Raw genomic sequence first — 24927 nt, forward strand, 5'->3', positions numbered from 1 at the left:
CCCCGAAGACGTCGAACTCGCCGCATGACCCCAGCAGACCAAAGCACCCCAAACCCAACCTGGGCGCCTTGACGAAAGACATAGAGGCACCCCCCAGCTCCACCAGGCACGCCGGCAGGGGCGTCCCAGCGCCCCGGTCTCCCCAGATGTTCCCTTCCGACCCGCAAGGAGGCCCCGATGACATCAGCACCCCGCACCACCGGCGACCTGCCCGACGACCCGGCCGGCCGGACCCTGCCGCAGCTACTGGCCCGAAACGCACGCGAGTACCCGCAACTCCCCGGCCTCTCCTGGCTGTCGGCGGACCCGGACGGCGACGGCGACTGGAAGACGCTCGGCTGGGCGGAGATCCACGAGCACACCCGGAGCCTCGCCGCCGGCTACCGGGCCCTCGGCGTCGGCCGCGGCGACCACGTGCTGATGATGATGTCCAACCGGCCCGAACACTGGCTGTCGGACCTGGCGCTGGTCCGCCTCGGCGCGGTCCCGGTCAGTGTCTACGGCACCGCGGCCCCCGAGCAGATCACCCACATCGCCCGCAACTGCCGGGCCCGCCTCGCCGTCGTCGAGGGGGCGGCGCAGGTCGCCGTGTGGGAGCCGCTGCTGGCCGACGCCGACACCCCGCTGGAGCGCCTGGTGGTGGCCGAGGCGGGTGCGGAGGGCGGTCACGTCCCGTACGCCGCCCTGCTCCGCGAGCCGGCGCCGGAGCAGTTCGCCAAGGAACTGGACGCCGCCCGCCCCGAGGATCCGCTGACCGTCGTCTACACCTCCGGCACCACCGGCGAGCCCAAGGGCGTCGTCCTCACCCACCGCGAGGTGATGTCCAACGCCCTGGCGCTGGACGCCGTGGTGGAGCTTCCCCCGCACGTCGAGCACATCTGCTACCTGCCGTTCGCCCACATCGCCGAGCGGATGCTGGGCATCTACCTGCCCTGCCACCGTGCCTCGCACGTCCACCTCTGCGCCGACCCGACGCGCGTCGGCGAGGTGGTGCGCAAGGTGCGCCCCGCGCAGTTCTTCGGCGTGCCGAGGATCTGGGAGAAACTGTCCGCCGCCGTACGGGCCGTCCTCTCGCTGATGCCGGCCGAGCAACGGACGCTCATTGAAAGGGCGTTCGAGGTCGCCCGCGAGCACGTCGGGTACCGCGAGCGGGGGGAGGCGCCGCCCGCCGAGCTCGAGGAACGCCATGTCCGCGCCCGTGAGGACGTGCTGCTGCCGTTGCTGGCCGCGGGCGGTCTGGACCGGGTGACCTGGGCGGCCAGCGCGTCGGCGCCGATGTCGGTCGACGTGGTGAGGTTCTGGGCCGGTTTCGGCATCGTCATCATGGACGCCTGGGGGCTGACCGAGACCGCCGGCGTGGCCACCAGCAACAGCCCGAAGACCGGTTTCCGGCTGGGCTCGGTGGGACGCCCGGTGGAGTCCGTGGAGATCCGTACCGCCGAGGACGGCGAGATCCTGGTGCGGGGCTCCTCCGTCTTCTCCGGCTACCTTCGGCCGGACGGCTCGGTGCGGTCGGCCCTGGACGCCGACGGCTGGCTGGCCACCGGCGACATCGGCCGGACCGACGAGGACGGCTACCTCTGGCTCACCGACCGGAAGAAGGAGATGATCATCACCTCCACCGGCAAGAACGTCTCGCCGGCCCTGGTGGAGAACGCGCTCAAGGAACACCCGCTGATCGGCCAGGCGATGGTGCACGGCGACAACCGTTCCTACCTCGTCGCCCTGCTGGTGCTCGACGCGGAGGCCGCCCCCGCCTGGGCCGCGGCCAACGGCGTCCAGGCGGACGGGGGACCGGCCGGGCTGGTGCGGCATCCCGCCGTCCGGGCGGAGGTGGACCGCGCGGTGGCCGCCGCCAACACCCGGCTCAACCGCACCGAGCAGGTCAAGCGGTACGAGCTGCTGGCGGAGGAGTGGGGCCCGGCGACCGGCGAGCTGACTCCGTCGCTGAAGATGCGGCGCCGGGTCATCCGGGACAAGTACGCCGACGCGCTGACCGGGCTCTACGAGGACTGACCCGGGCCGCGTTCCTTCCGGGGCCCCGCGCTTCCCACGCACGGGAAGCGCGGGGCCCACCCCCTTCCGGAGGTGGGCGTCGGGCCGTCTCAGAGGCCGTAGGTCTTGCCGATGACGTCCCGCTGGATCTCGCTGGTCCCGCCGTAGACCGTGGAGACGACCGCGGCCCGCAGATGGCGCTCCATGTCGAACTCCGTGGTGTAGCCGTAGCCGCCCATCATCTGCATGCCCTCCAGGGCGGCCCGCTTGGCGATCTCGGTGGCCTTCAGCTTGGCCATGGACGCCTCGCGCGGGAACAGCCGGTCCGGCCGCGCGTCGCAGTCCAGCGCCACCTCGCGCACCAGCAGCCGGGTGCACTCGATCTCCGTGGCGAGATCGGCGATCCGGTGCCGCAGCGCCTGGAAGGAGCCCACGGGCCGCCCGAACTGCTCGCGTTCGCGGACGTAGGCGACGGTGTCGTCGAAGGCGCGGCGGGCCAGACCCAGCATGTTCGCGGCAAGGAAGAGCCGCTCGTAGTTCAGACCGGCCATCAACTGCCGCCATCCGCCGTCCACTTCACCGACGACGGCGTCAGCGGGCAGCCGTACGCCGGTGAGGAAGACGTCGTTGACCTCCCGGCCGCGCATGGTCTCGATGCCCCGTACCTCCACGCCCGCGGTGTCGGCGGGCAGATGGAACATGGTCAGACCGCCGTGCTTGTCCTCACCGGTGCGGGCCACCAGCAGAATGCTCTTCGCGCAGTGCGCGTTGGAGATCCAGGTCTTCTGGCCGTCGATCACCCATGCGCCGTCCCCCTCCCGCCGGGCGCGGCAGCGCAGCGCGCCGACGTCGGACCCGGCGCCGGGCTCCGACATGGCGATGGCCAGGACATCGCCGCGCACCGCCCCGGTGAGCACCTCGCGCCGCTGCCGCTCCGTGCCGAACCGCTCGTACGCCTTCGCGGTGATGACGGTGGTGACGAAACCCCCGCACGGGACCATCCCGTACGAGGTCTCCTCCAGGAAGAGGCAGGCGTCGGCCAGCCCGCCGCCGGAGCCGCCGTACTCCTCGGGCAGGCACACCCCGAGCCAGCCCAGCTCGGCGAGCCTTCCGTACAACTCGGGGTCGTGGGTCTCGCGGCCGTCCCCTGCCGGCGCGTCGCGCTGCTCTCGGGTACCGCACTCGCGCTTGGCGAAATCGCGCACGGCCGCGGCGAAAGCGGCCTGTTCCTCGGTGAGTCGACTGCCCATCAGGTCCTCCGGGATCCGGGTGCCGGTCGGCGGCTCGGTCAGGGTCGGGCACACAAGCGGGTTACAGAGATACGATAGATGTTTCGCAGTATCTCAGGGAAGTGTCCGCCGGTATCGTGAGGAGCACCATGAGAACTGACACGAACGACTCGTGGCTCGCCCGGGCCCTCGACCGGCCGGAGCCGGAGGACCGCATGGCGCTGCGGATCCTCGACGCGGCACTGGAGCAGTTCACCCTGCTGGGTCTGCGCCGCTCCTCCGTGGACGACGTCGCCAAGCGGGCCGGGGTCTCCCGGGTCACCGTCTACCGGCGTTTCCAGACCAAGGACAAGCTGGTCGAGGACACCCTGCTGCGCGAGCTCAGCCGGTTCTTCCAGCGGCTGGACGCGGCGGTGGCGGCGCTGCCGACCATGAAGGAGCGGGTCGTCGAGGGGTTCGTGGTGGCCCTGCGCCACACCCGCGCCCATCCGCTCTTCGGCGGCCTGCTGCGCCTCGAACCCGAGGTGGTGCTGCCCTACCTGACCGTGCAGGGCAGCTCCTCGCTCTCCGCCACCGTCGAGTACCTGACGGTCCATCTGCGCCGCGCGCAACAGGCCGAGGGCCGCCCCGACGAGGACCCGCGTCCGGTCGCCGAGCTGATGGTGCGGGTCGCCGTGTCCTTCCTGCTCAACCCCGCCAGCTGCATCGAGATGGAGGACGAGGACCAGGCCCGGGCCTTCGCCCGCCGCTACCTGGCCCCGCTGCTGGACGCCTGACCGGCCGGGACCGTCCGCTGGGACGGTCCCGGCCGGCGGGACGCCGCCCGGCCGTTCAGCGGCGCCGGTGCAGTGCCCGCGCCAGCCGCACCGCGCGCTCCCGCGTGGCGGCCGGAACCCCGAAGGAGGTCAGCGCGACCGGCGGGGTGAACCGCTGCACCGTCGTCGACTGCGCGGAGGTGAAGGCGCGCAGCCCCTCCTCGCCGTGGATCCGCCCGAAGCCGGAGTCCCGCGAACCGCCGAACGGCAGCGCCGGCACCGCCGCGAAGCCCAGCACCGAGTTCACCGACACCGCCCCCGCGCGCAGCCGCGCCGCGATCGCCGCACCGGCGCGTCCGCCGCGGCAGAACACCGCGGCCCCCAGGGCGTAACGCGAGGCGTTGGCCCGCTCCACCGCCTCGTCCACGTCGGCCACCGGGTTGATCGCCACGACCGGCCCGAAGGTCTCCTCCGCCATCGCCGCCGCGTCCTCCGGAACGCCGGTCAGCACCACCGGCGCGACGTACGGAGCGCGCACCGACTCGGGCCCGCCCAGCAGGGCCCGCGCACCCGCCGCGACCGCACCGATCACATGCCGCTCGACGACCGTGACCTGGCCCGGCAGCGTCATCGGGCCGTAGGAGGCGTCCGCCCCGGCACCCGGACGCAGCGCCCCGGCCCGCTCGACCACCCGTTCGCACAGCGCCGCGTGGATCTCACGCACCGCGTAGACGCGTTCCACCCCCGCGCAGGTCTGCCCCGCGTTGCCCATCGCGCCCCACACGATCGCGTCGGCCGCCGCGTCCAGGTCCGCGTCCGCGGTGACGATCACCGCGTCCTTCCCGCCGCACTCGGCGAGGAACGGCGTCAGCGTCTCGGCGCACACCGCCATCACCTTGCGGGCCGTCCCCGGCGAACCGGTGAACGCCAGCTTGTCGACCCCGGACCGGGCCAGGGCGTCCCCGGTGGGCGCCGCGCCGGTGACGGTGGTGAGCAGCCCGGCGTGCCCGGGCACGGCGGAGTCGAAGAGCCCGGCCAGCAGGACCCCCGTGCCCGGGGTCAGCTCGGACGGCTTGAAGACCACGGCGTTCCCCGCGGCCAGGGCGTAACCGATGGAGCCCATCGGGGTGTACAGGGGGTAGTTCCAGGGGCCGATCACGCCGACCACGCCCAGCGGCCGGTGCACCAGCGAGGCCCGCTGGTGGACGGTGAACAGTCCCGTGCCCACCTTCCGCCGGCGCAGCACGCGTCCGGCGTTGCGGGCGGCCCAGCCCAGGTGCTCCAGCGTGAGGACGACCTCCAGCGCGGCGTCACCGGCCGGCTTGCCGGTCTCCTCGGCGATGGTGCGGGCCACGGCGTCCAGGTCGGTGGCGAGCGCCTTCTTCCAGCGCAGCAGATGGTCACGGCGCCGGGACGCGGGCAGCGCCGCCCAGCCGCCCTGGACGGTCCGGGCCCGCGCCACGGCGCGGGAGACCTCCTCCGGCCCGTCCACCGGGTGATCGGCGATCGGCTCGCCGGTCGCGGGGGAGTACGTGGTGAAGGTCGCGGCGCGTGGTGCGGTGGCCGGGGTGGTGTCGGTCATCGGGTCTCCTGACGGGGAGCGCGGGAAGCACGGGAGGCGGGCGGCCGCACCGGAACGGGGTCCCCTTCCGGCGGTGTCTCCTCCTGGAGCGGGGCCGTGGGACGGGAGTGCGCCCAGTGCGGACCCAGGTCGTCCAGGGTCCAGCCGAAGGGGTAGGTGCGCGCCTCGGGCTTGCGCGGGAACCGCTCCGGCCGCCCGGGCAGCAGGCGGATCAGCGCGGCCCGGACCCGGAAGCCGCGGTGGACGGCGGCCCGCACCCAGCGCGGCTCCGGGGAGAAGCCGAGCGCCGTCAGCAGCGGTTCGTCCAGGACGGCGAGTACGATCCGGGACGCCGGCCTCCGTAAGGGGGCCGGGTACCAGGAGGCCAGAATGCGCAGGGTGGCCGCGGCGACCCTGCGGTTGGCGGGGTCGTAGGCGTACATCTCCCGCTCGTAGTCGTCGTGGAGCCGCTCGAACGCGGCGTAGGTGCCGGGCACGCCGGAGATGCCCATCATCTCGCCCATCCGCCGGCCCACCAGTGCCAGGCTCTCGGTCTCCTGCTCGGACAGGCGCCGCCAGCCGAACCGGTCGATCCACCGCTTCGGCCCCACCACCGTGGTGGCGAGGACGTAGAGGAAGTCCTCGTTGGGGATCCGGTAACGGCCGTGGATGCGGTTCAGGTGGCGGGCGGCCGCCCGGCCGTGCTCCGAGTGCATCCCCTCGCGGACCATCTCGTACGTGATCAGCACCGTGTCGTCGTACCGCTTCTGACCGGCGCGTTCGAACTCCTGGGTACGGTCCAGGAGCCGGGAGACGCGCGGGACGCCGAAGTCGCGCAGGAACGCGATCGACGTCCCGTGGAGGTAGTCGCGGGGGAACTCGTAGTGGACGATCCACCGGTAGATCTGCTCGAAGTCCCGCTGCGGATCCATCTGCTGGATGCGGCGGAGCCGGCTGTAGCGGCCCATGGGTGATCCCTCCTGTCGGAATCGCGGCCACCGGCTCGCGGTACGAGCGGTCGGGTCGGAGAAGCGGACGGTCTCCGCGTCGACCGGCACCCTGCCGTACGGGTGGGATGACGATGCCGCCGGTGAGCCGGGTGACGTGGCTGCGCGGTGCCGTGCGGGTCGTGGGCGGTGAGTCGAAGATACTGAAACTATTGACTTGTTTCACGGGCGTCAAGACTCCCGGCGTGCGGGTGGTGCCGGAGGGTGCGGGCACCGGCGAGCGGTACGTGGGGAGTGCCGGCCCGGTCGCGGGCACGGGCGGGACGCGGTCGAGCGTGCGGCGGACGGTGTCCGGTCCGCACGAGGACCGGCCGACGCAGCGGAACGCGATGATCCGCGCCTTCCGGCTGCGGGAACAGGTGCCGTCCTTCGAGGCGTCGGACAGTGTCGTCAACGCTAGGGCGGGGCGGGCGGCGTGGATGCCCGGGTTCGCCGGCCACGCCCCCACCACCTTGCCGGCCTACCGCACCGGGGACATCGACGAGCAGTTCACCGGATCGCGGATCGAGCGGCTGCGCAGCGTGTACGCGGAGGCCCGGGCACGGACGCCTGGTCCTCGTCCGTCGCCGGTGTCCGCTTCCACCGTCTTCCGGACGTCCGCCGATCCGCTCTCGTCGTAGAGCTGTGCCGTCCTCACCCTGGAGCGGCGACGCCGAAGAAGCTCAGCCGTCCACCACCGTCACTTCGGGGGGAAGTCGCGCAGCGCGGCGTTGACCTCGTCGGCGAGTCCGCCCCGCCTCCCGGCCCCGCGACGGCCTGTGGCCGGTTCCGGCTGTCCCGCGCCGGCCCCGCCGGCACGCGGTCGTCCGCCGTGCGGACGAGCCGGGTCAGCTCCCGCCCCGGCGGGCCGCCGTGCGGGGTGCCGGAACACGGCACCCGAAGGAAACTCCTGACGAGCGAGGCCGTCCTCGGCGCCGGTGCCGGACGCGGTCCGGAGACGGACACGCCCGCGAGGCCCTCGCCGACGGCCGTCGACCGCTTCGGACACGTCTACGCTCCGGTCGGCGACGCCGGGAACTCCTTCGCCGGCCACTTCGCGGGTGCGCCGACGGACCGGGACGAACCTCCGGAGCGGCGCGCCGACCACACCGTCAAGCTCTCCTCTGCCGCCGTTCCCGTCGGCCGGGAGTCCGACGTGGAGGACCGGGCGGAATCCCTGCGCTTCGGCGACGAGCCGACGGTGCCCCGCCCCCGTGCACCCCCGGAGCGTCACGCGCCGTCGGTGCGCGAGCGCCGAGCGGCGCGGTGCCGCAGGCGTAGCGGCAGTACGTACCAGCACAGGCCGAACCACAGCATGACCGCGCCGACGAGTACTTCGGCGAGGACGCCGGGGACCACGAAACGGAGGATCAGCAGGAGTGTGCAGCCGATGGTCAGCGCGAGGAGGACCATGCCGCACATCATCAAGCGGGAGGCGGCCTCCACCACCTCGTCCTTCATGCGCTGTCCGGACAGGAAGCGGTGGATGGAGACGGGCGCTATGAGCGATCCGGTGGCCGCGGCGCCGAGCACCACGGTGGTGACGTAGATGGCGTGGTCCAGTGTCCCCAACTCCCGGAACAGCGGGGTGAAGGCCACACTGAGCAGGAACCCGAAGAGGATCTGCACGCCGGTCTGGGTGACCCGCGTCTCCTGCAGGATCTCGTTCCAGCGGCGGTTGACCCGTTCGCGCGGTGCTTCCGGCGCTTCGGCACCGGGTCCCGGACCGTGGCTGTCGTGGCGCGCGCAGCAGGCGGTTTCCTCCCCCGCCGTCTCGACCGGCTGCTCCGTCATGGTCATGGCATCCTCCATATGTCCAGGCGGCTCGTCTGCCCCGTCCTCACTCCCTTCATGCAGGTCAAGGGCGCGGAAGGGCTGATCCGGTGCGGCGGGCGGCGGAAGCGCCGTGTACGGCCGATGGCTCCGTGTGAAGGACCGGGAGCGTCTGCCGGGGCGCGGCGTACGAGCGTGTGGCAGGCGTCGGCCGATGCCCGGACCGTGGACGTCCGGCCGGTCCGAGAGGAAGGAGCGGGGCTCCTCCGGACCTCGTCGCGCTGCTCGCGGCAGTCACCCGTCGGCGCGCCGCGGGCTCTGCCGGTGCGTCGTCGTCCACTCCTCGCCGGAGTGAACGACGTTTCTCACGATCTTCGACCCCGACATGTGCCCATGTAGAGTGAAGACCGCCCTTGACCTGCACAAAGCAGGCAGGGAGCTGTCTTCCAGGAGTCCAAAGTGCTGCGGACGATGTTCAAGATCTAGCACTCGGTCATTCCCACAGGTCAGAGGCATGAATGCCGGGCTGAGGTCAGCAAGCGGTCAGCATCGGGCGCGGCTGTGTCCTGGCGTTGCTGACCTCCGGGCCGCGAGGGAGGTGACCCGGCCCGGCGCCGCCAGGGCCTCTGGGCAGGACGCGGCTGCGTCTCAGCGGACCAAGCCTGACGATCAAGGCGCGGTCGCCCGGTGAGGACCACGTGGCGGCCAGGAACGGGACCCGTCGGCCCAGGGCGAGGAACGACACGGTGACGGTCTTGCCCGGCGTCGCTTCGCCGTGCCGGCCGTAGGCCGAACCACGCAGCGCTCCACTCGAAGACCCTCCGATGGCCTAGGCGCGGTGGTGGTCTGCGGTGGGTGATGCACATGGTCGACAGGGCGGCATCTTCCCGAGAACGGAGCGATTCCTTGCAGCGCACCGCACAGATCTCACCCCGGGCCATGGAGTCGATCTCGACGCCCGAGCGTGTCGAGACGCACCTGGGCACCCTGGAGTTCCCGCTGGGCGTGCCCACCGAGGAGACCGCGAACCGCCTCTACGACCATGTGGACCACGTGCGGGCGGTCAGCGCGTTCCTCGACGCGTATTCCGGCGTCAGCCTGTGGGCGGCCCGCCGGGGATTCCTGGAGGCCGGAATCCAGGACCACGACGTCCTGCTCTTCTCGGAGTTCATGGATCACAAGACGCTTGTGCTGACCGGGAACGCCGACACCGTCTACTTCATGAGCTTCCTCGACCTGATCGAGGGTCCGCTGGTGGTGGAAGTGCCGCCCCTCGCCCTCTGTTTCCTCAATGACATGTGGTTCCGCTGGGTCGCGGACCCCGGCATGGCCGGTCCGGATCGCGGAGCGGGCGGCAAATACCTCTTCGTGCCACCCGGTCATGAGGGCCCTGTTCCCGAGGGCGGGTTCTTCACGCTCCGGACCCGCACCACGCGGCTCATCCTGGGCGGGCGGGCCTTCCTGGAGGGCGATGACCCGAAGCCGGCGGTCGAGCGGATCAAGGAGGGCCTGCGCATCTACCGCTACGTCCCCGGCTTCTACGGGACCAGCATCGGGGAGATCGTCACCGGCGGCACGGCCCCGCCGCTGCCGTGGACCGCCCAGACCTGGACGGCCGCGCTGCGCAGGCTCGACCCACCGCGCTTCGTCGAGGGCTCCGGACTGCCCGTGAACACGATCCCGCCCGCGGACGCGACGTACTTCGACTTCGCGAGTGAGCTCGTGCACGACCAGCCTGCCGAGGCGCTCGACCCCGAGATCGCCGGTGCCCTGGCCGCGGTCGGCATCGTGAAGGGCAGGCCCTTCGAGCCGGACGCGCGGATGCGGAAGGTCCTCACCGAGGCAGCCGCGGTCGGCAACGCCACGGCCCGCACCCTCGCCTGCCGCCCGCGTCCGGCCGAGGGGGCGCACTACTACGGTGCCTCCTCCCGGTGGCTCAACGGCCTGCTCGTGTCCGGCCACGAGTTCCTGGCGCCACCCGCGGACATCACCGACAGGGGCGTCGAGCCCCGTCCGAACGACGGCGCCCGGAAACTCAACCTGCGGTCCTGGTGGTGGTACCTGGGCGTGGGCATCAGCCCGGCGTTCACGGCGCCGCTGGCCGGCGTCGGCTCGCAGTACGTGTTCTCGCTCGCGGACCAGGAAGGCCGGGCCCTCGACGGCGGCAGGTACTACCGTCTGGTGCTTCCGCCGGACATTCCCGCCGCCCGGTTCTGGTCGGTCACCGCCTACGACAACCAGACGCGGTCGATGCTCGACACCCCGCAACGGTTCCCACGGGCCGGCAGCCAGGCCTATCCCACCCCGGCAGCGGTTTCCGACCCCGATGGCACGACCACGGTGTGCTTCGGGCCCGAGCGGCCCGACAGCGTGCCGGAGGGCAACTGGATCCAGACCACGCCGGGCCGGGGGTGGTTCGCGGTCCTGCGGCTCTACAGCCCGCTGCGGCCGTTCTTCGACAAGACCTGGCGGCCGGGCGAGATCGAGGCGGTGGGCTGACCTCGCCCGACGGCGCCCCGAAGGCAGACGGTCCGGACGGTGAGGTGCATGGACACGACCCCGCTGGGGAGTTGGAACGACGGTGCCGCGAAACGGGCGATCGTGGGGTTCGTGACGTCCGCGGCGGCGGAGGGCTCGCCGGGCTTCGTTCCGCCGGAGGAGCGGGTCGCCGTGTTCGACAACGACGGAACCCTGTGGGTCGAGAAGCCCGCGCCGGTGCAGATGGCGTTCGTCCTCGGGAAACTGGCCGCGCGGCTGGAGGAGGACCCGCCGCCGGCCCGCGAGCGGCCCTACCGGGAGATCGCCGACCGGGACGAGTCGTACTTCCGCGCGCTGAACGAACAGGACCCCGACGCGGTGGCGTCGATGGTGGAGGCCGTCGGAGCGGCCTGGGAAGGCACCACCCTCGCGGAGTACGAGGCCGAGGCCGCCCGGTACCTGGCTTCCTGGCGCCACGAGCGCTTCGGAGTGCCGTACTCCGGCCTCGTCTACCAGCCGATGCGGGAGCTGTTCGACTACCTCAGGGCGTACGGCTGGCGGCTGTTCGTCTGCTCGGGCGGCGGGCGTGATTTCATGCGGGTGATCTGCGAGGACACCTGGGGCCTGCCCAGGGAGAACGTGATCGGCTCGGCACCGGAGTTCGCCTACCGGGACGGCGTGCTGGTCCGTCGGGCCACCCCGCACGGTCCCCTCGCGCTCGGGCCCGGCAAACCGGAGTACATCCTCGCCCGCACCGGCCGGCTGCCGGGCTTCGCGGCCGGCAACGACGACGTGGACGTCGAGATGCTGCGGTCCGCGCGGTTCGCCCTGCTCGTCGTCCACGACGACGACGTCCGGGAGTACGCCTACACCGACTGTGCGGAGCGGGCACGCGCGACGGCCGAGAGGTCCGGGTGGACGACGGTCAGCGTGAAGAACGACTGGAACGTGGTTTTCACAGAACGATTCACTCAGGAGAAACCGAGTGCCTCACATCAGTGACGCCCCAAGCCCGGGCACATCACCCGAGACCCTCGCGTCGATCATCTGCCCGGATCGGCTGGAGACGGTCTTCGGAGCGTTGGACTTCTTCGACGGCCTGCCCTCGCCCGACGCGGTCACCCGCAGCTACGACACGCTGGATCTGCTGCGCGGGATCGAGGCGTTCCTCAACTGCGTACCCGGCGCCTCCATGGTGGCGATGCGACGCGGCCTGAGGAGCGTCGGCGTCGACTCCCGCACGATCGGCTACACGGCCCCGCGATGCACCTCGGCACCGGTGCTGCTCACGGGCAACACGGAAACCACCTACGGGATGACCTTCCTGGCGCTCGACGAGGACGGTCCCACCGTGATCGAGGCGCCGGGGAACTCGCTGTGCGTCGTCGACGACATGTGGCAGCGCTACGTCACCGACATGGGCATCGCCGGGCCCGACCAGGGAGAAGGAGGCAAGTACCTCTTCCTCCCTCCGGGCCACGAGGGTGACGTTCCCGACGGGTACTTCGTCGTGCGGCCGGCGACTTACAGCTCCTGGGTGGTGCTCCGCGCGCTCGGCGGTACGGAGAGCCTGCTCACGGCGCGGATCCACCCGCTCTCGGCCGCGGCGGACCGGCCCGAGCAGCGCTTCGTCAACTGGGCGGAATCGGACTTCAACACGATCCACGCCAATGACTTCTCCTTCTTCGAGGAGATCGACACCATCGTCCAGGCGGAGCCGCCCGAATCACTCGACCCCGAGCGTGCCGGTCAGCTCGCCGCGCTCGGCATCGTGCGCGGCAAGCCCTTCCAGCCGGACGAGCGTATGCGCTCGATCCTCGACACCGCCGCCAGGATCGCCTCGGGCATCGTACGGACACTGGCCTTCAAGCCACGTGACCCGGGCTTCTACTACTACCCCGACAGGTCGTGGAAGACCCCGTTCCCCACCCGCAGTTACGAGTTCCTGTCGGCGGAGGGCGCCCGGCTGCTGGACTCCCGGGCGGTGTTCTACTACTTCGCGACCGTCTCCTCGCCGGCGATGGTGACGGCGCCCGTCGGCACCGGATCGCAGTACGCCTACACGGCGGAGGACTCCACGGGCGAGTGGCTCGACGGCGGACGGCACTACACGCTCACACTGCCGAGCGGCGTCCCGGTGAAGAACTTCTGGGCCGTCACCGCCTACGACCCTCAGACCCGGTCGCTGCTGCGCACGGACCACCCCTACCCGAGCGTCAACAGCCAGTCGGAAGCCGTCCGGCCCGAGAACAACGGCGACACGGTCATCCACTTCGGCCCGACCGCGCCGCAGGGCGAGGAGGCGAACTGGGTCCAGACCGTACCCGGCAAGGCATTCTTCGTGACGCTGCGGCTCTACGGTCCGCTCGAAAGCTGGTTCGACAAGAGCTGGCGGCCGGGCGAGATCGAACCGGCGTAGGCAGGCGGCCGTGGGTGAGACGATCGGTCAGATTCTGTCCTACGGCGTCGCCGTGGCGCTGAGCGCGTTCCCGATCATCGGTGTGGTGCTGATGCTCGCCACCCCAAGGGCGCGCTCCAACGGCCCGGCGTTGCTCCTGGGCTGGGCCCTGGGCCTGGCCCTGGTCGGCACGATCGTGCTGCTGGTCTCCGGCGGCGCCGGCCCGGGCGACCAGGGGCAGCCGGCCGACTGGGTCAGCGCACTCGACCTGGCGCTCGGCGTGCTGCTGCTGTGGGTGGCGGTGAAGGAGTGGCGCGGCCGGCCGCGCGGCGACGAGGAGGTGACGTTGCCGAAGTGGATGAAGACGGTCGACTCGTTCACCCCTGTCAAGGCGCTGACACTCGGGACGGCGCTGTCCGCCCTCAACCCGAAGAACCTGCTGCTCTCGATCGCCGCGGCGTCGGCGATCGCGCGCACGGACACCTCCGCCGGCGCACAGGCCGTGGCACTGGCCGTCTACGTGGTGCTCGGGGCGCTCGGGCCCGGAACGCCGGTCGTGCTCTACTTCGCCCTCAAGGAGCGCTCGAAGCACATCCTCGACGGACTCAGGCTCTGGATGGAGCGGCACAACACGGCGATCATGGCCGTGATCTGCCTGCTCTTCGCCGCGAAGCTGGTGGGCAACGCCATCAGTGATCTCTCCTCCTGATGAGGGCGAGCATGCCCGGACCGTTCCCCTCCCCGCGGGGATACCGGTGGCAGTGGCTGGGGCGGGACGCACTGGCCGGGGCGACCGTGTGGGCGGTCCTCGTGCCCGAGGCGCTCGCCTACGCGACGATCGCCGGCGTCTCGCCCGTGGTCGGCCTCTACGCGGCGCCCGCCGCCCTGATCCTCTACGCCGTCTTCGGCAGCTCCAGACACCTGGTGGTCGGGCCGATGGCGGCCACGGCGGCGCTCTCGGCGGCGATCGTCGGTGACGCCGCGGACGGTTCCGGCGCCCACTTCGCCGCGCTGACGGCGGCCCTCGCCGTCACGGTGGGCCTCGCGGCGCTCCTCGCCGGACTGCTGCGCCTCGGCTTCCTCGCGAGTTTCATCTCCGAGCCGGTGCTGAAGGGCTTCATCGTGGGCCTGGCACTGACGGTCATCGCGGGCCAGCTGCCGAAGCTCTTCGGTGTCGAGGGCGGGCCGGGGGACTTCTTCGAGAAGATCTGGGCCCTGATCGGCGACCTCGGCGCGACCAGTGGCCTCACCGTCCTGGTCGGCGCCGGCAGCCTCCTGCTGATCCTCGCTCTGCGGTGGATCGCCCCGGTCGTGCCCGGCCCGCTGATCGCGGTGGCGCTGGGGATCGCGGTGGCGACGGCCTTCGATCTGGAGGGCCACGGTGTCGCTGTCGTCGGGGACGTCGACACCGGGCTGCCCTCGTTCGGCTTCCCCGACGTCTCGCTCGACGACCTCGGCGGTCTCGCCGCCGGAAGCGTCGGCGTGCTGCTCGTCGCCTTCGCCGAGGGACTCGGGGCGGCGAAGAACTACGCCGTCCGCGGCCACTACGAGGTCGACGCCAACCGGGAGCTGATCGGGCTCGGTGCCGCGGGCCTGGGCGCCGGCCTGTTCATCGGCATCGGCGCCTCGCTGCTGCTGCTCCTCTACCGCTCCTCGCGCACGGTCGTCAGCGAACTGGGCCAGCTGCCGGGAAACGGGCACTTCACCGCGCTCGACCGGCACAGGGACAGCCGCAGGATCCCGGGGGTGGTCGTGCTGCGCGTCGAGGGCGGCATCTACTTCGCCAACGCCGAGCGGATCCGGTCCACGGTGGGGAGGGCCGCCGACAGGGACGGAGTCACGGCGGTCGTGATCGACGCGGAGACCGTTCCCTTCATCGACGTCAGCGCCGTACGCATGCTCGACCAGCTGGCCGGGGAGCTGGAGGCCCGCGGAGTCCGGCTGCTGCTGGCCCGCGACGTGGGTCAGGTGAGGGACGTGCTGCGCACCGCGGACGCCGGGGCGGAGCTGAGACACATCCATCCCACCGTGCGGGAGGCGGTCGAGGCCGCCAGGACCGGCACGTGACCCGACGCCCGGATCACCGGGCGGCTGCCCCTGTACGCCTCCTCCAGCGGTCTGGTGCTCCTGGCCCACGGCGCGGCGGACCTGAAGGAACGGCTGCTGGCCGGCCCGCTCACCGCCTACACCCCGGCGACCCCGGCCACGCCCACCCGGCTGCGCGCCACCTTGGCCGAAGTCCGGCAGCGGGGTTACGCCTACTGCCCCGGCTACGTCCACGAGGAAGCCCTCGGTGTCGCCGCCCCGGTGCGTGGTGCGGACGGGCAGGTGGTGGCGGCGCTGTCGGTCATCATCCCCAACGACGCGGGCGCCCAGGCGGTGTACGGCCGCCCGAGGCGTGTCCCGTGCGCTCGGCACGCCACCGGGCGGGAGGAGGGCCGGTGCGTCACGGGGGTGTGACATCGGTACGAACTTCGCCTCTCACGCAGTGAGAATGCCGTCGCGCTGATTCGGCGGCCACGCGCATCCCTCCTGCATTCCACAGACGGAGGCGACAACGTGGTCGTACACAACCTGCTGCCTGCGGTTCCCCGACCCACCCCACCCTGTCCTTGCGGGTCCGCGCCAAGGACGTCGTCGCGGACGGCGTCGTGTCCCTCACCCTCGACCACCCCGACGGCGTCCGGCTGCCGGACTGGACGCCCGGGGCGCACATCGATCTCGCGCTGCCGAACGGGATCACGCGGCAGTACTCCCTGTGCGGCGACCGACGGGACCCGTACACCTACCGCATCGCCGTCCTGCGCGAGCCCGCCGGGCGTGGAGGATCGGCCTACGGGCACGACCGGCTGATGCAGGGGGACCGGGTGGGTGTGGGCGGGGCGCACAACCACTTTCCCCTGGTGCCGGCCGACCGCTACCCGTTCATCGCGGGCGGCATCGGGATCACCCCGCTGCTGCCGATGATCCGGCAAGCCGAAATGACGGGCGCTGAGTGGCAGTTGCTGTACGGCGGTCGTACCCGCGCCTCGATGGCGTTCCGCGCGGACCTCACGCACGCCTACGGCGGTCGCGTGCACATCGACCCCCAGGACGAGTGCGGCCCGCTGGACCTGGCCGCGTGGCTGAACGAACCGCTGTCCGCGACCAAGGTGTACTGCTGCGGGCCGGCCCCTCTCCTGGCCGCAGTCCGGGAGGCGTGTGCCCACTGGCCCGGCCACAGCCTGCGTACCGAACGGTTCACCGCCGCGGACCGGTCCGAGCCCGTGCGCCGGACGCCCTTCGAGGTGGAACCGCGACGCACCGGCCGTACGGTGACCGTCACCCCGGACGTCTCCGTGCTGCACGCTGTGCGCGGGGCCGGCGCCGAGGTGCTGTCCTCCTGCGAACAGGGAACCTGCGGCACCTGTCTCGTCCCGGTGCTGGAGGGCACCCCCGACCACCGGGACGCGGTCCTGGCCGACCATGAACGCGCGGCGGGCGACTGCATGATGCCCTGCGTGTCGCGCTCGCGCTCCGACCGCTTGGTCCTGAACCTCCGAGCGTTCTCGACCGGCAGCCGACCTGAGCCGCGTGCTGCCGAACCTGCGATCACCGTCGCCTCGAACTCCTCCGACCCGAGCCGCCTTTCATGGAGCCGCCATGACCGGGACAGCAGCCGTTCCCGCGTCGCCACCGATCGGTGACGCCGACCCGTTCGCCGCCGAGTACCTGGCACACCCCGAGCCACCGCACCGGCGGTTGCGCGAAGCCGGCCCCGTCGTCCGCCTGTCCCGTTACGACGTACACGTCCCGGCCCGTCACCAGGAAGTGCACGCCGCCCCCGTCGCCTGGCAGACCTTCCAGCCCGGTGCCGGAGTCGGACTGGCCAGTCTCCGCCACGACGACCCCGTGATCATCACCGGCCGCAAGGCCACCCGGAACCACCAACTCACCGATGCCGAGAAGGAAGCGAACCGGCTGATCAGCCGCGAACGCGCCGCCGGCGAGCACGGGTTCGCCCACCTCAAGTCCTGGCGCATCCTGACCAAGGTCCGCATGAACGCCCGCCACGCGACCACCCTCCCGCGGGCCCCCCTCGTCCTCGCGAACACCGGGTCCAGAGGTGACCGACGATCACCCCCGCAGTGATCATGACGCTGACCGGCAGGAGTCCGTCACTCCCGGACCACACCAGCCCCACCCCCAGCCCCGCGAGCCGCGGAATCAGGATGAAACGATCCCACTGCCGACCGTACCGGCCCACCGCCGACCGTACCGGCCGCTCTCCGGCCGTCGTTCCCGAACGGTCCTCGGCCGACGGTCCCTCACTCGCACCTGAAACGATGGCGATCAGTCACAGCGGGGCGGCGCGATCGGTTGCGCACCGTTCTTGCCGCGGCTGGGGAGGACGGTGCTCGGCGACGGTGTGGCTGAGGGCGGCGATGCCGTCGGAAGACGGGCTGAGGATACGGAGTGCTGCTGTTCATGCGGTTTCGAAAGAGCGCTGTCATCGCGGTTGTGTGTGCCTTGGTCGCTGGTGTCTCGGGGGACCGTGCCGGCACCTCCGCGCCCGCGGGGGGACCTGTGGAGGACCTCCTGAACGGCAGGGACTGGGCTCACTTCGCCGGCGGGAAGCCCACGCACACAGGGGTACGGGTCACACCCCTCGACCGGCGCATCACACGCCAGGACGGTACCGGCGGACAGCCGAACCCACCGGTGAACCTGCGCGGTCCCCACATGGTGTTCCGAGGGGATGTCCGGATCGAAGCCGGCCTGCGGCGCACGGATGACACGGGTGCCTACCTGCATCTGTACGGTGAGACGCCGGTCGTCTACGACGAATGGCGCTACGAACGGCGCGGCGTGCGCATCGGCGTGGTCGGCGGGAGGCTCCGGATCGACCGCTGGGACGGGGACTCCGACAGACCTGCGATGACCCGGACCTTCGGGAGCGGCCTGGGGCCCGAAGTCCGCCTCGCCGTCGAAGTCCGCGCAAACAGGCTTGTGCTGGAGGCCGACGGCAGGGTCGTGGGAACCGTTCCCGCGCGGGACGTCTTCGGCAGTGGCCGCATCTGGTTCGGCGCGGATGCGGGAGCCCGTGGAAAGGGCTGGACCCTCAGCGATCTCCACGCGCGGTCACTGGGACGGGGCCGGATGTCCGTCGTGGACGCGCCTGACCTGCGAGTGCCCCGGTCCAGCGATGCGATGCGTGATCTGGCGGCGGTTCTCCCACGCCCGATCCGTATGGGAACCGCCCTGGCCGCGGGCCCCTTGCTGACTGACAGCGCCTACCGCCGGACGGCGGGTGAGGAGTTCTCCATGCTTACGCCGGAGAACGACTTCAAGCCGCAGTTCGTCCAGCCTCGACGCGGCGTGTTCGCGTTCGCGGAAGGCGATACCTTGGTGGACTTCGCCGAGGCCAACAGGATGAAGGTGCACGGCCACACCCTCGTCTGGTTCGAAGCCCTGCCCGCATGGATGCGTGCCGAGATGACGCGCGAGCAACGCAGGCGCGTCATGGTGGAGCACATACGCGCGGTAGCGGGCCACTTCCGGGGGAAGGTGGCGGAATGGGACGTGGTGAACGAGCCCATGTCCGACGAGGATGAGGACTACTCCAACGGCAACCGGGGCGTGCGGCCGCAGTTGTGGTTCGAAGCGATGGGTGAGCAGTACATCGACATCGCCTTCCATGCCGCCCGCGAGGCCGACCCGCACGCGGTGCTGTACCTCAACGAGTACGGGGTGGAGGAGGACGGCCCACGCTGGGATGCCCTCTACGCGCTGCTGATCCGGTTGAAGGAGCGGGGCGTTCCGATCGATGGCGTCGGTTTCCAGGACCACGAATACGCCGTCGGCGACCGTACCGACCCCGAGGTCTTCCGACGCAAGGTCCGGGCTTTGGCCGGGCTCGGCCTGAAGGCCCGGGTCTCGGAGGCGGACGTCCTCGTCGACGAGGACGAAGAGGACATCCAGGCCCGCCAGTTGGCGGGGAAACTCGCGGTCTGCGGCGAAGAACCCAACTGCACCTCGTTCTCGACCTGGGGTTTCACCGACAAGTACGGCTCCACGGCTGACCTGCGACACTATCCCCCGAGTCCGGGAAACGCTCTTCCCTGGGACGCGACGTACGAGGTGAAACCCGCCTACTGGGCACTGCGTGACGTCCTGGACGACGCTCGCCGCTCAGGTACTGGATAGGTACGGCGAACACCGCGAACGACCAGTGGGATCGTTTCATCCTGATTCCGCGGCTCGCGGGGCTGGGGGTGGGGCTGGTGTGGTCCGGGAGTGACGGACTCCTGCCGGTCAGGATCATGATCACTGCGGGGGTGATCGTCGGTCACCTCTGGACCCGGTGTTCGCGAGGACGAGGGGGGCCCGCGGGAGGGTGGTCGCGTGGCGGGCGTTCATGCGGACCTTGGTCAGGATGCGCCAGGACTTGAGGTGGGCGAACCCGTGCTCGACGGCGGCGCGTTCGCGGCTGATCAACCGGTTCGCTTCCTTCTCGGCATCGGTGAGTTGGTGGTTCCGGGTGGCCTTGCGGCCGGTGATGATCACGGGTTCGTCGGGCTGGTCGTCCAGGCCGACGAAGCCGAGGTCGGCCAGGGCGCCGAGGCCGGCCTCGCGGAGATGCGCGGTGATCTTGTCGTGGCGGGCGGCGGTGATCTCGCTGGACCGGCCGGGCCGGGCGGAGGAGATACCGGCCGGCTCCGTGCGCAACAGCTCCGCACCGCTCGGGCCGGCACGACCGCCGCGTGAAGCTCACTCCGCTCCACGAGCGTCTCCTCGCCGACATCCTCGACCTCGGCTCCCCTATCCTCTGGTCCTCACCGGCGGATACGCCGTGCAGGCGCACGGCCTGGTCGAACGCTTCAGCCGTGACCTCGACGTCGCCACCGGGAACCCCGCTCCGACGCAGGAGATCGTCGCCTCACTCACAGCAGGGCTCGGCACGCGCGGATGACGGACCACGCACGTCCAGACCGATCCGCTCAGCGGCCGGTTCCTCGTCACCGATCCGGACACCGGCGAGGAGCGCGAGGCGACGTCCTCAAGGAGGCGTTCTGGGCTCCGCCCGCCCAGACCCCCTACGGCCCCGTTCTTTCCCTCGACGACGTGATCGGCACCAAGGTCCGTGCCCTCGCCGACCGCGGCACCGTCCGCGACCTCATCGACGTCCAGGCCGCCTCCCGCCACCGCTCCACCGCCGACCTCGAATCCCTGGGCCGCCGTCGCGCCCACGACGAGTCCAGCCTCGAAGACCTCCGGGACCGGCTCGTCGGCGCGGACCGGTACGAGGACGAGGACTGCACCGCGTACGGGCTCACCTCCCGGCAGATCGAAGAACTCAAGGCGTGGGCGCCGGAGTGGGCGGAGGATCTGGGTGCGCGGATCCATGACGAGAACGCCTGGGGCGAGGGCGCGGAAACAGGAACGGTCCGGGTCAGCGGGCGTTGCTCCAGCCGCCTGTGCCGGCGGAGTACGAGTCGAGCAGGTCCACCACGAAGACCAGGGTCGAGCCCGCCGGGATCAACGGCGAGGGCGACTGGTTGCCGTAGCCGAGACGCGGGGGAACGACGATCTCGCGCCGACCGCCGACCTTCATCCCCCTCAACCCCCGGTCCCAGCCCTTGATGACCCTGCCGCTGCCCAGGGCGAACTTGAAGGGCTGGTCACGGTCCCAGGAGGAGTCGAACTCCTTCCCGGTCTCGAAGGTCACCCCGACGTAGTGGACCCTGACCACCGTGCCCGGCTTCACCTCGGCCCCGTCCCCGACGACCAGGTCCCGGACGGTCAGTTCGGCAGGCGCAGCACCCTCCGGGACGTCGACCTCGGGCTTCGTCAGTTCACTCATCGCAGTTCCGTCACTCTCCGTCGCAGACCCTCGTGCGGGCCGACCCGGCCCATGGACACTCCATGCGGCAGAGGATCACGCTAACGCGCATGCCGGTTTCCGGAGCGCACCGGATCAGTGGCCGCGCACGGCGGTCCGTCGCACGGCCGGCGCACGAGCCCTCGCACACTCGGGCGGGACGCGGTGGCTCGGGTCGCACGGCAGCCGCCCGGACGGGAAGCGGCACAGAAGCCCGGGCGGGAAGCCCGCTCGGTACGGTGCGCGATGTTCTGCAAGGTCTTCGACCGGGAGGCGTGCCCGTGTACGGTGAAGACCGCCCTTGACCTGCACAAAGCAGGCAGGGAGCCGTCTTCCAGGAGTCCAGAGTGCTGCGTACGATGTTCAAGTCCAAGATCTAGCGTTCGATCGTTTCCACAGGTCAGAGCCCTGATTGCCGCCTCCGGGTCAGCAAATGGTCAGCATCGGGCCGGACGGTGTCCGGCTTGCCCACCCGCCTCTGCTGCTCCGCCCGGCGCCCTGACGTGGATCTACGCAGAGAGAAAGAACACGGAGCGGTCCGTTGCCGAGGCCCACCAGGAACTCGGTCAGCGGACGGTCGCGGAATACGCGAGGCGGTGGCGGCCCCGACAACGCCGGATGACGGAGCACTCCACGGGCCGGCACGCGGACGGCTCCGTCTTCTCCGCGTCCTCGGGGCCATCCCACGAAACGCCTACGGCAAAGGCGCCATGGCGGACGACGTCCACCGGTCGGTGAGCCGGGGCCTGAACCAGGTGTGCCGGAAGGGCTGTCGGCCGCGTGGGGCCATCGACGCGGGAGGGGCGATCGGTACCACGGCGAGTTGTTGTGCCTTGTGTCGGTGTCATGCGTTTGCGTGGTCGTCGCGGTGGGCGATTCCGCCTGTTCGGTTCCGCTTGTGCGTGGGCTGTTCCATTCCGCCGGGCCTTCCTCGGTACGTCCCCCTGCGGAAGGCTGTTCATGAAGCACCCCGATGACTCCGGCATCGCTCACGGCGGTCCCGCCAAGCCCGGGGCCACGACCCCGGTACTGCCCCCGGCCGTCTCCTTCGCCGGTCTGGAACTGCCGGTGGAGGTGCTGCGGGCACTGAGCGGACTCGGGGTGCGCGAACCCTTCCCGACCCAGGCCGCCTCACTGCCCGATGCCCTTCAGGAACGCGACGTCCTGGGATACGCCGGCAAGGACGCCTCCCGCGGCGCCGGCGGCAAGTCCCGGAGGGCCGGCGAGGCCCGCAAGGCCGCCCTCGTGCGTCGCGGCAACCGAGGGGCGCTGTCCGGGGAGTGAACGTCCTGGCCACGGGATCGGCGGCCCTCGGTCCGGCCCGAAGCCGTCCTGTGCGCCCCACCCACCAAGCGAACGCCCTCGACCGCGAGAGGGACACCCGCCGAAACGGAGCAGGATGACGTCGTCGGCGTCCCGCACCGTGCCCGGCATGACAAGCTGTGCTTGCCCACCACCCCCGAACCCAGGAGGTCACCATGACCGCAGAGCCCGTGTCGACGGAAGGTTCGGAGCCGGCTGACCCCGAGGCGTCACCTCTGGCGCCGGACGGCGACGGCAACTACGACCTCAAGCGCAAGTTCCGCGAAGCCCTGGCGCGCAAGCGCGGTGCGCAGGCGGACGCCGCCGGTGTCGCCGCCAACCCGGATGTGTCGAAGGCGCGTGCGGCGCACGGCCCGGCTGCGAGCCAGCGGTCGTTCAGGCGCAAGAGCGGCGGCTGAGTCGATCAGTCCCGGGAGCCGGCCGCTTCACCGGCGCTCCGAGCGCTACCCGCTTGCGCATCCCGTGCAGTGGCCCGCAACGTGCGCATACCCCTGTGCGCGTTGCGGGCGAGGCGTGGACGAACCCGGATGACCTCCGGGCCCGACCGGCCCAAGGGCAGCCATGCCGTGACCGTCGATCACCGACAGGCGCCGCACCTTGTGTGCGGTCGTCGTGCGCTGGATCTCCTGCGCGCCGTCGTCGGTGTCGACGGCGACGGCCTCGCCCCGGGCCGGTTCCCGGCCGGACGACCGGTCGGCGATTCGCACGCGGGTCACCCGGCCGACAGGACCGGCACACGGTCTCTCGCCCTGATCACCGGTGCTTCCGGCGGGATCGGACATGAACCGCCCCGGCAGTCCGCCGAGCACTGCTACGACCTCGTGGTCAACGCCGAGGGCGAACGGCTGGAGCCCGCCGTGCGCCGCCTGCGGGAGACGGATGCGCGGGTACGTCCCGTACGCGCCGGTCTCCGGACCCGCGAGGGTGCGGGAGGGCTGCTCGCCGCGGTCGGCGGGCTGACGGTCGACCTCGCCGCCCTCGATGCGGGGGGCGGCCGGGGCGGTGCCTTCGTGGACACCGACCCCGCCGGCGACCAGGCCGTCATCGACCCGGACATCACCGCGACCGTCCGGCCGGCCAAGCCGCTGCTGTGCGCCATGGTGACGTGCGGCGGGGGCAGGATCGCCTCCACCTCGTCCGTCGCCTCGACGGTGCCCGGCCCCTTCCAGCCCGTCCGCGATGCCCCGACGTCGCCACCGTGACGGTTGGAGCCGGCGCCCCGGCCGGGCGACCTATAAGGATCATGCAGGTGGTGGTGGCGTGGGCGATCAGTTTGCCCTGGTCGTCCAGCACCTTTCCTTCGGCGGTGGCAGTGCGGCGGCCGGCAGCGTTGCCGCGTGACGTGGTGATCCGGGCGGGGGCGCCGTCGGCCAGGCCGAGGGGTCTCGTACAGCAGGTGCGGGGCCATGGCGACGGTGGACTTGTCGACGGCGGCCAGGGCGGCGAATGCAGCAGGGTCAGCCCGCTGCGGGGGACGGCGTTCAGTTCGCGGACGAGGCGGTCGTGGATCCCGGGTTCGGGCAGGGTGCCGGGCAGCGGGTCGAGGACCGGGGCGCGCAGGTGGAAGGTGTTGTGGGGGAACTCGAACGTGAAGAACGTCGCTTCCCATTTCTCGAACTGGGAGGCGGCCGGCAGCACGTAGTCGGCCTGGCGGCCGGTCTCGGCCAGGGCGATGTCGATGACCACGACCAGGTCGAGCGCGGCAAGCGCCTGGGCGAAGGCAGCGGAGTCGGCCAAGGAGTGCACCGGATTGGACGACTCGATGATCATCGGGTGGTGACCAGGGCGCGGGGTCCCTCCGCCTTCTCCACCTCGTCGAGCGCGGCACCGGCGGCGGTGAGCCAGTCGGGGTGGAAGCGGTTCTCGCCGTCTCCGAGGTCGAGGACGAAGACGTTGTCGTGGCGGTCGAGTGAGGGCATGGCGACTCCTTCGAGGTATGTAGGCGAAGCGGCTGCGGGCTACGGCCGGGGACCGGGTTCGGCACCGGGGCGGTCGCGCAGGGCGTAGAGAAGCAGGTCGTGGATCTCGGCGGCGGCCTCGATCGGGGCGGTGCTCTGCTCGGCCCGACACATGATCACCGCGCCTTCGACCGCGGCGATGATGAAGGCGCCGAGCCGGCGGCTGCGTTCCTCGGGCAGGCCGTGCCGCGGGAAGAGCGCCGCGAGGGCCTCCTGCCAGCGGGCGAACACGGCGGCGGAACGGGCCAGCCGGGGTGCGTCGTCGTTGGTCTCCACGGCCACTGCCACGATCGGGCAGCCGGCCCTGAAGCCGCTCTCCACGAGCCGGTCGCGCCACAGCACGAAGAACGCGTCGACGGCCGCCACCGGATCGTCCGCCTGCACGGCGGCGTCGATCAGGCCCGCGATGAAGTCCCCCGCCAGCGCCACCGCCTCGTCGATGAGCTGCGTCCGTCCGCCGGGGAAGTGGTGGTACACCGAGCCCCGAGGGGCTCCGCTGTGGGCGAGTACCCGGTCGATGCTGGTCGCGCTCGCCCCGTACTCACGCAGCAGGGCAGCGGCGCTGAGGATCATCCGGTCACGACTGTCACTCCTGCGCGGGCTCACCCGC

21 protein-coding genes and 4 pseudogenes are annotated in these 24927 nt (G+C 71.4%); 16 read left to right on the forward strand and 9 right to left on the reverse strand.

From position 1 onward, the window contains the following. Positions 1–177 precede the first annotated feature (177 nt). Complete coding sequence (locus ACIA6T_RS31265; RefSeq protein ID WP_399449882.1) at positions 178–2016, forward strand: AMP-dependent synthetase/ligase; 1839 nt, start codon at positions 178–180, stop codon at positions 2014–2016. Between the two features lie 89 nt (positions 2017–2105). On the opposite strand, the gene ACIA6T_RS31270 is transcribed toward ACIA6T_RS31265, so the two are convergent. Next, the gene (locus ACIA6T_RS31270; protein WP_399449883.1) at positions 2106–3245 is read right to left on the reverse strand and encodes an acyl-CoA dehydrogenase family protein; all 1140 of its coding nucleotides are present in this window, start codon (positions 3243–3245) and stop codon (positions 2106–2108) included. A 128-nt stretch (positions 3246–3373) separates the two neighbouring features. Here ACIA6T_RS31270 and ACIA6T_RS31275 point away from each other — a divergent pair, with 128 nt between their 5' ends. After that, a complete protein-coding gene (locus ACIA6T_RS31275; RefSeq protein ID WP_385050932.1) occupies positions 3374–4000 on the forward strand; it encodes a TetR/AcrR family transcriptional regulator in 627 nt (208 codons plus the stop codon). Positions 4001–4055: 55 nt separating this feature from the next. Here the strand turns inward: ACIA6T_RS31275 and ACIA6T_RS31280 are convergent, their stop codons facing one another. Continuing rightward, positions 4056–5561 (reverse strand): aldehyde dehydrogenase family protein, encoded by a 1506-nt coding sequence (locus tag ACIA6T_RS31280; protein ID WP_399449884.1) that lies wholly within the window; start codon positions 5559–5561, stop codon positions 4056–4058. Further along, the gene (locus tag ACIA6T_RS31285; protein ID WP_399449885.1) at positions 5558–6508 is read right to left on the reverse strand and encodes an oxygenase MpaB family protein; all 951 of its coding nucleotides are present in this window, start codon (positions 6506–6508) and stop codon (positions 5558–5560) included. Before ACIA6T_RS31285 ends, ACIA6T_RS31280 begins: the two co-directional genes overlap by 4 nt. Before the next feature lie 122 nt (positions 6509–6630). Here ACIA6T_RS31285 and ACIA6T_RS31290 point away from each other — a divergent pair, with 122 nt between their 5' ends. Then, complete coding sequence (locus ACIA6T_RS31290) at positions 6631–7167, forward strand: hypothetical protein (protein WP_399449886.1); 537 nt, start codon at positions 6631–6633, stop codon at positions 7165–7167. A 589-nt stretch (positions 7168–7756) separates the two neighbouring features. Here the strand turns inward: ACIA6T_RS31290 and ACIA6T_RS31295 are convergent. After that, positions 7757–8326, reverse strand: a complete 570-nt coding sequence (locus ACIA6T_RS31295) for a DUF6328 family protein (protein ID WP_399449887.1) — start codon at positions 8324–8326, stop codon at positions 7757–7759. An 879-nt stretch (positions 8327–9205) separates the two neighbouring features. Between ACIA6T_RS31295 and ACIA6T_RS31300 the strand changes: the two genes are divergently transcribed. The 9 genes and pseudogenes from ACIA6T_RS31300 to ACIA6T_RS31340 all read left to right on the forward strand — a co-directional run bounded on the left by ACIA6T_RS31300 (position 9206) and on the right by ACIA6T_RS31340 (position 19361). Continuing rightward, on the forward strand, positions 9206–10798 hold the full coding sequence (locus ACIA6T_RS31300) for a DUF1254 domain-containing protein (RefSeq protein WP_399449888.1): 1593 nt from the start codon (positions 9206–9208) through the stop codon (positions 10796–10798). A gap of 48 nt (positions 10799–10846) precedes the next feature. Continuing rightward, the gene (locus ACIA6T_RS31305; RefSeq protein ID WP_399449889.1) at positions 10847–11779 is read left to right on the forward strand and encodes an HAD family hydrolase; all 933 of its coding nucleotides are present in this window, start codon (positions 10847–10849) and stop codon (positions 11777–11779) included. Next, positions 11763–13196, forward strand: coding sequence for a DUF1254 domain-containing protein (locus tag ACIA6T_RS31310; RefSeq protein WP_399449890.1), 1434 nt, complete (start codon positions 11763–11765; stop codon positions 13194–13196). The genes ACIA6T_RS31305 and ACIA6T_RS31310 overlap by 17 nt, the downstream gene beginning before the upstream one ends. Positions 13197–13206: 10 nt before the next feature. Beyond that, positions 13207–13884, forward strand: coding sequence for a GAP family protein (locus ACIA6T_RS31315; RefSeq protein WP_399449891.1), 678 nt, complete (start codon positions 13207–13209; stop codon positions 13882–13884). Between the two features lie 11 nt (positions 13885–13895). Then, positions 13896–15242 (forward strand): SulP family inorganic anion transporter, encoded by a 1347-nt coding sequence (locus ACIA6T_RS31320; protein WP_399449892.1) that lies wholly within the window; start codon positions 13896–13898, stop codon positions 15240–15242. 54 nt (positions 15243–15296) lie between these two features. Beyond that, positions 15297–15635 carry an IclR family transcriptional regulator C-terminal domain-containing protein gene (locus ACIA6T_RS31325; RefSeq protein WP_399449893.1) on the forward strand — a complete coding sequence of 113 codons (339 nt, stop codon included), beginning with the start codon at positions 15297–15299 and terminating at the stop codon, positions 15633–15635. Positions 15636–15781: 146 nt separating this feature from the next. After that, a pseudogene (locus tag ACIA6T_RS31330) lies at positions 15782–16714 on the forward strand (PDR/VanB family oxidoreductase); the annotation flags it as partial. A gap of 103 nt (positions 16715–16817) precedes the next feature. Then, entirely contained in the window at positions 16818–17306 is a 489-nt protein-coding gene (locus tag ACIA6T_RS31335) for a transposase family protein (RefSeq protein ID WP_399449894.1), read from the forward strand. A gap of 324 nt (positions 17307–17630) precedes the next feature. Beyond that, positions 17631–19361 carry an endo-1,4-beta-xylanase gene (locus tag ACIA6T_RS31340; protein ID WP_399449895.1) on the forward strand — a complete coding sequence of 577 codons (1731 nt, stop codon included), beginning with the start codon at positions 17631–17633 and terminating at the stop codon, positions 19359–19361. Positions 19362–19481: 120 nt separating this feature from the next. On the opposite strand, the gene ACIA6T_RS31345 is transcribed toward ACIA6T_RS31340, so the two are convergent. Further along, entirely contained in the window at positions 19482–19883 is a 402-nt protein-coding gene (locus tag ACIA6T_RS31345) for a transposase family protein (protein WP_399449896.1), read from the reverse strand. 35 nt (positions 19884–19918) lie between these two features. Here ACIA6T_RS31345 and ACIA6T_RS31350 point away from each other — a divergent pair. Next, a pseudogene (locus tag ACIA6T_RS31350) lies at positions 19919–20570 on the forward strand (nucleotidyl transferase AbiEii/AbiGii toxin family protein); the annotation flags it as partial. A 37-nt stretch (positions 20571–20607) separates the two neighbouring features. Here ACIA6T_RS31350 and ACIA6T_RS31355 read toward each other — a convergent pair. Next, positions 20608–21018 (reverse strand): FKBP-type peptidyl-prolyl cis-trans isomerase, encoded by a 411-nt coding sequence (locus ACIA6T_RS31355; RefSeq protein ID WP_302181264.1) that lies wholly within the window; start codon positions 21016–21018, stop codon positions 20608–20610. Positions 21019–21996: 978 nt separating this feature from the next. Between ACIA6T_RS31355 and ACIA6T_RS31360 the strand changes: the two genes are divergently transcribed. The 3 genes from ACIA6T_RS31360 (at position 21997) to ACIA6T_RS31370 (ending at position 23561) form a co-directional block, all read left to right on the forward strand. Beyond that, positions 21997–22320 carry a hypothetical protein gene (locus ACIA6T_RS31360; RefSeq protein WP_399449897.1) on the forward strand — a complete coding sequence of 108 codons (324 nt, stop codon included), beginning with the start codon at positions 21997–21999 and terminating at the stop codon, positions 22318–22320. A gap of 194 nt (positions 22321–22514) precedes the next feature. Next, a complete protein-coding gene (locus tag ACIA6T_RS31365) occupies positions 22515–22757 on the forward strand; it encodes a DUF5302 domain-containing protein (protein WP_399449898.1) in 243 nt (80 codons plus the stop codon). 129 nt (positions 22758–22886) lie between these two features. After that, complete coding sequence (locus ACIA6T_RS31370; protein WP_399449899.1) at positions 22887–23561, forward strand: SDR family NAD(P)-dependent oxidoreductase; 675 nt, start codon at positions 22887–22889, stop codon at positions 23559–23561. Between the two features lie 454 nt (positions 23562–24015). Here the strand turns inward: ACIA6T_RS31370 and ACIA6T_RS31375 are convergent. From ACIA6T_RS31375 to ACIA6T_RS31385, 3 genes and pseudogenes are all read right to left on the reverse strand, one after another. Next, positions 24016–24129, reverse strand: a pseudogene (locus ACIA6T_RS31375) (hypothetical protein); the annotation flags it as partial. A gap of 5 nt (positions 24130–24134) precedes the next feature. Next, positions 24135–24278, reverse strand: a pseudogene (locus ACIA6T_RS31380) (enoyl-CoA hydratase/isomerase family protein); the annotation flags it as partial. A gap of 39 nt (positions 24279–24317) precedes the next feature. Continuing rightward, a complete protein-coding gene (locus tag ACIA6T_RS31385) occupies positions 24318–24923 on the reverse strand; it encodes a TetR/AcrR family transcriptional regulator (RefSeq protein ID WP_399449901.1) in 606 nt (201 codons plus the stop codon). Positions 24924–24927 lie beyond the last annotated feature (4 nt).

Origin of the sequence: Streptomyces sp. NPDC051740 (genome assembly GCF_044453165.1) — a bacterium.
Classification (GTDB): domain Bacteria; phylum Actinomycetota; class Actinomycetes; order Streptomycetales; family Streptomycetaceae; genus Streptomyces; species Streptomyces atrovirens.

Coding starts and splice junctions, on each gene's coding strand:
- ACIA6T_RS31265 (WP_399449882.1), top strand. CDS start 178: ATGACATCAGCACCCCGCACCACCGGCGACCTGCCCGACGACCCGGCC.
- ACIA6T_RS31270 (WP_399449883.1), bottom strand. CDS start 3,245: ATGGGCAGTCGACTCACCGAGGAACAGGCCGCTTTCGCCGCGGCCGTG.
- ACIA6T_RS31275 (WP_385050932.1), top strand. CDS start 3,374: ATGAGAACTGACACGAACGACTCGTGGCTCGCCCGGGCCCTCGACCGG.
- ACIA6T_RS31280 (WP_399449884.1), bottom strand. CDS start 5,561: ATGACCGACACCACCCCGGCCACCGCACCACGCGCCGCGACCTTCACC.
- ACIA6T_RS31285 (WP_399449885.1), bottom strand. CDS start 6,508: ATGGGCCGCTACAGCCGGCTCCGCCGCATCCAGCAGATGGATCCGCAG.
- ACIA6T_RS31295 (WP_399449887.1), bottom strand. CDS start 8,326: ATGACCATGACGGAGCAGCCGGTCGAGACGGCGGGGGAGGAAACCGCC.
- ACIA6T_RS31305 (WP_399449889.1), top strand. CDS start 10,847: ATGGACACGACCCCGCTGGGGAGTTGGAACGACGGTGCCGCGAAACGG.
- ACIA6T_RS31320 (WP_399449892.1), top strand. CDS start 13,896: ATGCCCGGACCGTTCCCCTCCCCGCGGGGATACCGGTGGCAGTGGCTG.
- ACIA6T_RS31335 (WP_399449894.1), top strand. CDS start 16,818: ATGACCGGGACAGCAGCCGTTCCCGCGTCGCCACCGATCGGTGACGCC.
- ACIA6T_RS31355 (WP_302181264.1), bottom strand. CDS start 21,018: ATGAGTGAACTGACGAAGCCCGAGGTCGACGTCCCGGAGGGTGCTGCG.
- ACIA6T_RS31360 (WP_399449897.1), top strand. CDS start 21,997: ATGAAGCACCCCGATGACTCCGGCATCGCTCACGGCGGTCCCGCCAAG.
- ACIA6T_RS31365 (WP_399449898.1), top strand. CDS start 22,515: ATGACCGCAGAGCCCGTGTCGACGGAAGGTTCGGAGCCGGCTGACCCC.
- ACIA6T_RS31370 (WP_399449899.1), top strand. CDS start 22,887: ATGACCTCCGGGCCCGACCGGCCCAAGGGCAGCCATGCCGTGACCGTC.